This window comes from Mesorhizobium sp. M4A.F.Ca.ET.090.04.2.1, from assembly GCF_003999085.1.
GTDB lineage: Bacteria > Pseudomonadota > Alphaproteobacteria > Rhizobiales > Rhizobiaceae > Mesorhizobium.
Genome location: NZ_RZOT01000033.1, coordinates 1 through 6,696 on the forward strand (window position 1 = coordinate 1; position 6,696 = coordinate 6,696).

The 6,696-nt window shown below is 63.4% G+C and carries 7 protein-coding genes and 1 tRNA gene; 4 read left to right on the forward strand and 4 right to left on the reverse strand.

The window, feature by feature from the left end:
• The 3 genes from trmFO to EN781_RS04435 all read right to left on the reverse strand — a co-directional run.
• The coding region (gene trmFO, locus EN781_RS04425) for a methylenetetrahydrofolate--tRNA-(uracil(54)-C(5))-methyltransferase (FADH(2)-oxidizing) TrmFO (protein WP_127399812.1) at positions 1-1,138 on the reverse strand (1,138 nt) is incomplete at its 3' end.
• 414 nt (positions 1,139-1,552) lie between these two features.
• Complete coding sequence (locus EN781_RS04430; protein WP_126054215.1) at positions 1,553-1,693, reverse strand: DUF1127 domain-containing protein; 141 nt, start codon at positions 1,691-1,693, stop codon at positions 1,553-1,555.
• Between the two features lie 51 nt (positions 1,694-1,744).
• Entirely contained in the window at positions 1,745-1,885 is a 141-nt protein-coding gene (locus EN781_RS04435; protein WP_006335194.1) for a DUF1127 domain-containing protein, read from the reverse strand.
• A gap of 231 nt (positions 1,886-2,116) precedes the next feature.
• On the opposite strand from EN781_RS04435, the gene EN781_RS04440 reads away from it, so the two are divergent.
• The 3 genes from EN781_RS04440 to EN781_RS04450 all read left to right on the forward strand — a co-directional run bounded on the left by EN781_RS04440 (position 2,117) and on the right by EN781_RS04450 (position 5,325).
• Positions 2,117-3,235 carry a DUF2157 domain-containing protein gene (locus tag EN781_RS04440; RefSeq protein ID WP_127399813.1) on the forward strand — a complete coding sequence of 373 codons (1,119 nt, stop codon included), beginning with the start codon at positions 2,117-2,119 and terminating at the stop codon, positions 3,233-3,235.
• A complete protein-coding gene (locus tag EN781_RS04445; protein ID WP_126054217.1) occupies positions 3,232-3,813 on the forward strand; it encodes a GDYXXLXY domain-containing protein in 582 nt (193 codons plus the stop codon). The genes EN781_RS04440 and EN781_RS04445 overlap by 4 nt, the downstream gene beginning before the upstream one ends.
• A 63-nt stretch (positions 3,814-3,876) precedes the next feature.
• Positions 3,877-5,325 carry an aromatic amino acid lyase gene (locus tag EN781_RS04450; protein WP_126054218.1) on the forward strand — a complete coding sequence of 483 codons (1,449 nt, stop codon included), beginning with the start codon at positions 3,877-3,879 and terminating at the stop codon, positions 5,323-5,325.
• Between the two features lie 31 nt (positions 5,326-5,356).
• Here the strand turns inward: EN781_RS04450 and EN781_RS04455 are convergent.
• Positions 5,357-5,439 (reverse strand) — tRNA-Leu (locus EN781_RS04455).
• 343 nt (positions 5,440-5,782) lie between these two features.
• Here EN781_RS04455 and tig point away from each other — a divergent pair.
• A partial coding sequence (gene tig, locus EN781_RS35105) for a trigger factor (RefSeq protein ID WP_245492542.1) occupies positions 5,783-6,696 on the forward strand: 914 nt, incomplete at its 3' end.

Genomic DNA, 6,696 nt, shown 5'->3' on the forward strand with positions numbered 1-6,696 from the left:
ATGGCGCATGGCCGAGACGCTCGGCGGCGGCGAAGCGGCCGGCGAGCAGGCCGATGGCCGCGCTCTCGACATAGCCTTCGCAGCCGGTGATCTGGCCGGCAAAGCGCAGGCCTGGCCGCGATTTAAGCTGCAGCGAAGCGTCAAGCAGGGTCGGCGAGTTGATGTAGGTGTTGCGGTGCAGGCCGCCGAGGCGGGCGAAATCGGCGTTTTCCAGGCCGGGAATGGTGCGGAACACGCGCACCTGCTCGGCATGCTTCAGCTTGGTCTGGAAGCCGACCATATTGTAGAGCGTGCCCAGTGCATTGTCCTGGCGCAGCTGGACGACGGCGTACGCCTTCACCGATGGATTGTGGACGTTGGTCAGCCCCATCGGCTTCATCGGTCCGTGGCGCAGCGTCTCGACGCCGCGTTCAGCCATCACCTCGATCGGCAGGCAACCGTCGAAATAGGGCGTGCCTTCCCATTCTTTGAACTCGGTCTTCTGGCCGTCGACCAGCGCCTGGACGAAGGCGAGATACTGGTCCTTGTCCATCGGGCAGTTGATGTAGTCCTTGCCGGTGCCGCCGGGGCCGACCTTGTCGTAGCGCGACTGGAACCAGCAGGTGTCCATGTCGATCGTGTCGAAATGCACGATCGGCGCGATCGCATCGAAGAAGGCGAGCGCATCGGCGCCAGTGGCCTGCGCGATCGATTGGGCCAGCGAAGGTGCGGTCAGCGGGCCGGTGGCGATGATCGCCTGGTCCCAGTCCGCCGGCGGCAGGCCGGGCACTTCCTCGCGCTGGATGGTGATCAGCGGATGCGCTTCGATCTTTCGGGTCACCGCCTCGGAAAAGCCGTCGCGGTCGACGGCCAGCGCGCCGCCGGCCGGCACCTGGTTCGCGTCGCCCGCGCTCATGATCAGCGAACCGGCAAGCCGCATTTCGGCATGCAACAGGCCGACCGCGTTGGTTTCGGCATCGTCGGAACGGAAGGAGTTGGAGCAGACGAGCTCGGCCAGACCATCGGTCTTGTGCGCATCGGTGCCGCGGACGGGCCGCATCTCATGCAGCACGACCGGAACGCCGGCCTCAGCGATCTGCCAGGCGGCTTCGGAGCCGGCGAGGCCGCCGCCGATGACGTGAACGGGATTTTTGCTCATGGGCGCCGGAATAATCGCTTGTCGCCGCGATTGCAATTGGCGCGAAGGACAGGAAAGGGCCGAAGGGCGGCAAAGCCGGCCTCAGAAACACAACACCCGCCGGGGGAGGAGGTCCGGCGGGTGTCGTTTTGGGGGTCGATCCTCGGGAGGAGGTGAAGATCGACCGTATTCGTCATCGCCGGGGAGGAGGTCGGCTCTGACGAAATTCCTTTCGCCGTTTGAAAAGGGGCGAAACCTTTGGAAGACGAACTGCATTCGCTTCGAAAGACGAACAATGTTCGCTTCGGGAACAACGCCCGCCGGGGGAGGAGGTCCGGCGGGCGCCGTTTCAGTGGTCAACCCTTGGGAGGAGGTAAGGGTTGGCCGTATCCGTCAGGGTCGGGGAGGAGGTCGACCCTGGCGAAATTCTTGTACTTAGACCGCCTTGCGGGCGACCATCTTGATCTCGTCACGGACGATGCCGAGATCATGGAGCTGGCGATTCGACAGACGACCCAGCTCGGTAACCGTCTCGCGATAAACGCGCCAGTTACGATAGTTGCGGATCAGGTTCATTGTCGTTCTCTTCTTCAAAACTGGTTCGGACCATTCGCGGCCCGAAGCGGATTAGACCGCCTTGCGAGCGACGTAGTGGATGTCGCTGCGGCTGATGCCGAGGTCGGTCAGTTCACGGTTCGACAGGCGGCTCAGCTCGGAGACGGTGTCCCGGTAGCGGCGCCAGTTGCGGTAGTTGCGGATCAGGTTCATGGTAGTGCTCGTTTCGTCTTTCGTTCGGGTCATTCCGTTTGTGTACGAACAGAAAATAGGTGGGGTCATATCGATTTAAAAGTGCCATTGGCGCATGGCAGCAATGCAAATTGTGCAATGCAACACTAACGGCCATACGGCTTCGACATAAAGAAGCCCGAATCCGAAAATGCCGTGGTGTCAACGGTTTGACCGTGTGGGCTGGAAAAAGATCGAGGGCAGGGGGAAGGCATGGCGAGTTATGCGTCGCGGGTCAGGTCCGACATCGCCCGATGGCGGCAGGCTGGGCTGATCGATACGCCGACAGCCGAGGCGTTGACGCGCGATGTCGAAGCCAATGAGCGGAGGTCGCTGAGCTTCGGGTCGATCCTGGCGATGATGGCGGCGCTTTTGTTCGGTGCCGCTATCCTGATCTTCGTCGCCGCCAATTGGGAAGCCATCCCACGGCTCGTTCGCGTCGCGGCGCTGTTCGCCGTCATCGTCGCCGGCTACGTCGGCGGCGCGGTGCTGAAGACACGCGACCATGGGGCAATCGGCGAGGCGCTGTGGATCGTGGCGGCGGCCGCTTTCGGCGGTTCGATCGCGCTGATCGGCCAGATGTACCACCTGACAGGCGACGAGGCCTCGGCGCTGCTCACATGGGGAGCCGGCACGGCCTTGGCGGCGGTCGCGTTGCGCTCGAACCCGCTCACCGTCGCCTCCCTCGGCATCGCCGACGCCTGGCTGCTTCTCAAATGGGGCGGTTTTTTCCGGCGCTCGGAATTTCCCCATCTCTTCGCAGCCATTGCGCTGGTGCTGTTCGCGATTTCGTTCTGGACCCGCAGCCGGGCGGCGCGGCATCTGATCATTCTGTCGGTCCTCTTCTATCTCGTGCTGCTGTCAATGGATCACAACACGCTGCAGGTCTCCGTTCCGCTGACGTTCGTTTCGGCGCTACTTTTTGCCGCCGCGGTCTTCGCCGCCGCACCGGTCGACAGAATCGTGCAGCTTGGCGGCCGGCTGCCCCTGCACGCGCTGATCGGCTTCCTCACCGGCATGGCGATGATCCAGTTCGAACTGGCCGACGAGGCGAGCTACAATGGCGCCTTCGCCATTGCCTCGGCGGTCGCGCTTGCCGCCATTGTCGCGGCGATCATGCTGGGTGGCCGCGAGAGCAGGGGCCTGCGCTGGGTCGCCTATGCCGGCTTCGCCTTTGAGCTCGCCATCATCTATGTGGTGATGTTGCAGTCGATGCTTGGCACCGCCGGCTTCTTCCTGGCCGCTGCAGTGCTGCTCGGCATAATGGCGCTGGTCATCATCCGCGTCGAAAAACGCATGAACGCGCCGACCACCGAAGGAGCCAAGGCATGACCGGCAAAAGACTGATCATCTCGGCGCTGCTGCTGGCGCTCGTCCAGATCGGCTTCCTCGGATGGATCATCGTCGGCAGGGCCGCAATCCTGCGGGATGGCAAGGAGGTCCTCCTGAAGGTCGAGCCGATCGATCCGCGCGATCTTCTGCGCGGCGACTATATCGTGCTGGGCTACGAGATCTCGCGCATCCCAGTGAAGCTGATCGCCAACATTCCGCCCGGCAAGTTCACCAGCAACGACTCAGAGCTCGTCGTCAGGTTGAAGCAGGGCGTCGAAGGCTATTGGCAGCCGAGCGCAGCCTGGTTTGATGCCGCACCGATGCCTGCGGCCTCCGACGAGGTCGACATCGTCGGGCAGGTGGCCGATGGCTGGGACCTGCGCGAGCCCGAAGCGACGATCGCGCCGGACTACGGCATCGAGCGCTTCTATCTGCCGGAAGGCGAGGGCATGGCGATCCAGAACGACATGCGGGTGCGGCCGTTCGCCGTCCGTGTCGCCATCGCCGCAAACGGGACACCGCAGGTCAAGGCGTTGATGGATGGCGACAAGACGCTGTTCGAGGAGCCGCTCTACTAGGGGCGGCCGCACCCGTGCGCATCTCGCGAAAACCTTGGATCTCCCGTCCGAGCAGTGTGAAGCATGACAATTGAACTGACGGCGCGCGGAGACATCAACCTCGATGCGGTCTTTCGTGTCGCCTGGCGGAAGGAGCCGGTGCGGATTAGCGACAAGGCTTTGCGTCGGATCGAGGAATGCCGCGCCTCGTTTCTGCGTCTCATCGAGACGGATCCCGCACCGATCATCTATGGCGTCACCACGGCGATGGGCGAACTGGCGAGCCGCAAGCTCGAGCGTGACGAGCGCGACCGCCATGCGCGCATCAAGGCGTTCGCTGCCGCGACCTCTTTCGGCGAGCCGCTGCCGGAGCGCGTGGTCAGGGCGATCGTGCTTGCCCGTCTCACCAACTTCATTGAAGGCAATGCCGCCACCTCGCCGCGCATCGCGCAAGCTGTTGCCGCCATGCTGGACGGCGGGCCGATGCCGATCGTGCCGTCGCAGGGCCAGGGCGGCGCCGGCGAGATCCTGGCTCTCTATCCGCTGTTCGCCGGGCTTTCGACGCGCTTCGACCTGGAGGTCAAGGAGCGGGGATCGCTCATCAACGGCTCGCCCTGCGCGGCGGCGCTGGTGGCGGACGCCGCGCTCGCGGCGCGCCGCCGCATCGGCCTCGCGCACAAGGTGTTTGCGCTGTCGATCGAAGCCTTTCGCGCACCGCTCGAACATTACGACGCCGCACTCGACGGGCTTTGGGGCGACGAACACGAGGCGGCAGCGCTGCAAGGTTTGAGGGAATATCTCACCGGCGCCGGCGACGGACGGCGCAACTACCAGGCGCCGGTCAGCTACCGCATCGTGCCGCGCGTGCTTGGCCAGGCGCATCGCGCGCTTTCCGGCGCGGAACGGGCGGCGACCGTGTCGCTGGCGTCGATCTCGGACAATCCGGTCTACGTACCGCCGGACGAGGCGTATCCGCTCGGGCGCTGCATCAGCACCGGCGGCTATCACAATGCGATGGCCACGCCTGCGCTCGACGATCTGGCAGCGATCTGGGCCGACGTCTGCCTGCTCTGCGACCGCCACGCCTCGAAGCTCCTGAACGGTAAGGTCTCCCTGCTGCCCGATCTTTTGATGACGGACCGGCATTGGGCCGACAGCGACGGCCACGGCAATGTCGGCTATGTGCCGATGGCGATCACCGGTTATCTGGAGCAGGCGAAGCTCGCGGCGCAACGCACCTTCATCCCAGGAACGGAATCTGCCGGTGCCGGCCAGGACGATGTCGCGACCACGGCGTTCCTCGCCTGGACCAAGGAGGCGACCGCCGGCCGCTGCCTCGACGCGGCGATGGCGATGCTGGCGATGATCGCCTCGCAGGCCCTTCACGTCACCGGCCGCGAGGCACCGCCTGCGCTGCAGCCGTTCGTTGCCGACGTCAGGACCATCGTACCGGCGGTCGGGGCCGACCGCGTGCTCGGTCCTGAACTGGCGGGATTGAGCGAATGGTTCACCGGCAAGGTCTTCGAGACGTGACCGTGGCGACTCGGTTTGTCAGCCGATGGGCTGGTGCGGGTAGAGGGACTCGAACCCCCACGTTTTCACGCCAGAACCTAAATCTGGTGCGTCTACCAATTCCGCCATACCCGCGTCGCCCGGCAATCCCATGTAGCCATCATTCTGTCAATGTCGCGATCAAAATGACCCTCAACCGCCTGAATGCGAAGATAGTTGAAAATTAGGCTGGCCTGTGACAAAAGGCGTGTCGAATGTGACGGGACGCGACGATCCGCTTCTACAGAATGTGATAAGAAGTAGGAAAAACAAAGACTTATTCACATTTTGGAACGCAGTTTGGAAAGGCTTTGAGCCGCTTTAGCGGTCAAACCGCAAGTTTCCGTTACCAAAAGCCATTCCCGGCAAGATTATACCGGCAGGCTGTAAGCGGCATGGGCCGTCTGGCAGTCTCATGGGTGAGAACAAAGGTTTTATGATGCAGGTCACCGAAACGCTCAACTCCGGTCTCAAGCGCGAGATCAAGATCACCGTGCCGGCCGGTGACATGGAAGCCAAGCTGATGGCGCGGCTTACGGATGCCCGCAACAAGGTTCGCATCAATGGCTTCCGCCCCGGCAAAGTGCCGGTGCAGCACCTGCGCAAGGTCTACGGCAAGTCGTTCATGGCCGAGGTCGTCAACGAGATCCTCAACGATTCGACGCGTTCGATCATCACCGGGCGCGGCGAGAAGGCCGCCATGCAGCCTGAAGTGATCATGACCGAGGACGAGAAAGAGGCCGAAAAGATCCTGGCCGGCGGCGCCGATTTCGAGTTCCGCCTCAACTACGAGATCATCCCGGCGATCGAGATCAAGGATTTCTCCGACATCAAGGTGACACGCCAGGTGTTCGATGTGCCGGACACGGAAATCGACGAGCAGGTCAAGCGCATCGCGGAATCGGCGCGCAGCTATGAGCCGAAGACCGGCAAGGCAGCCGAAGGCGACCGCGTGACCATTGACTATGTCGGCAAGATCGGTGGCGAGGCGTTCTCCGGCGGCGCCGGCAACGACCAGCCGCTGGTGTTGGGTTCCAAAGAGTTCATCCCGGGCTTCGAGGACCAGCTGATCGGCGCCAAGGCCGGCGACGAGAAGCAGGTCACCGTCACCTTCCCGGAAAACTACCAGGCTGCGCATCTGGCCGGCAAGGAAGCCACCTTCGACGTCACCGTCAAGGAAGTGGCGAAGCCGGGCGAACTCGAGATCAATGACGAGACGGCCAAGAACCTCGGCCTGGAATCGCTGGAGCGCCTGCGCGAGATCGTGCGCGGCCAGATCGAGAACCAGTTCGGCTCGATGACGCGCCAGAAGGTCAAGCGCCAGCTGCTCGACCAGCTCGACGCATCCTATTC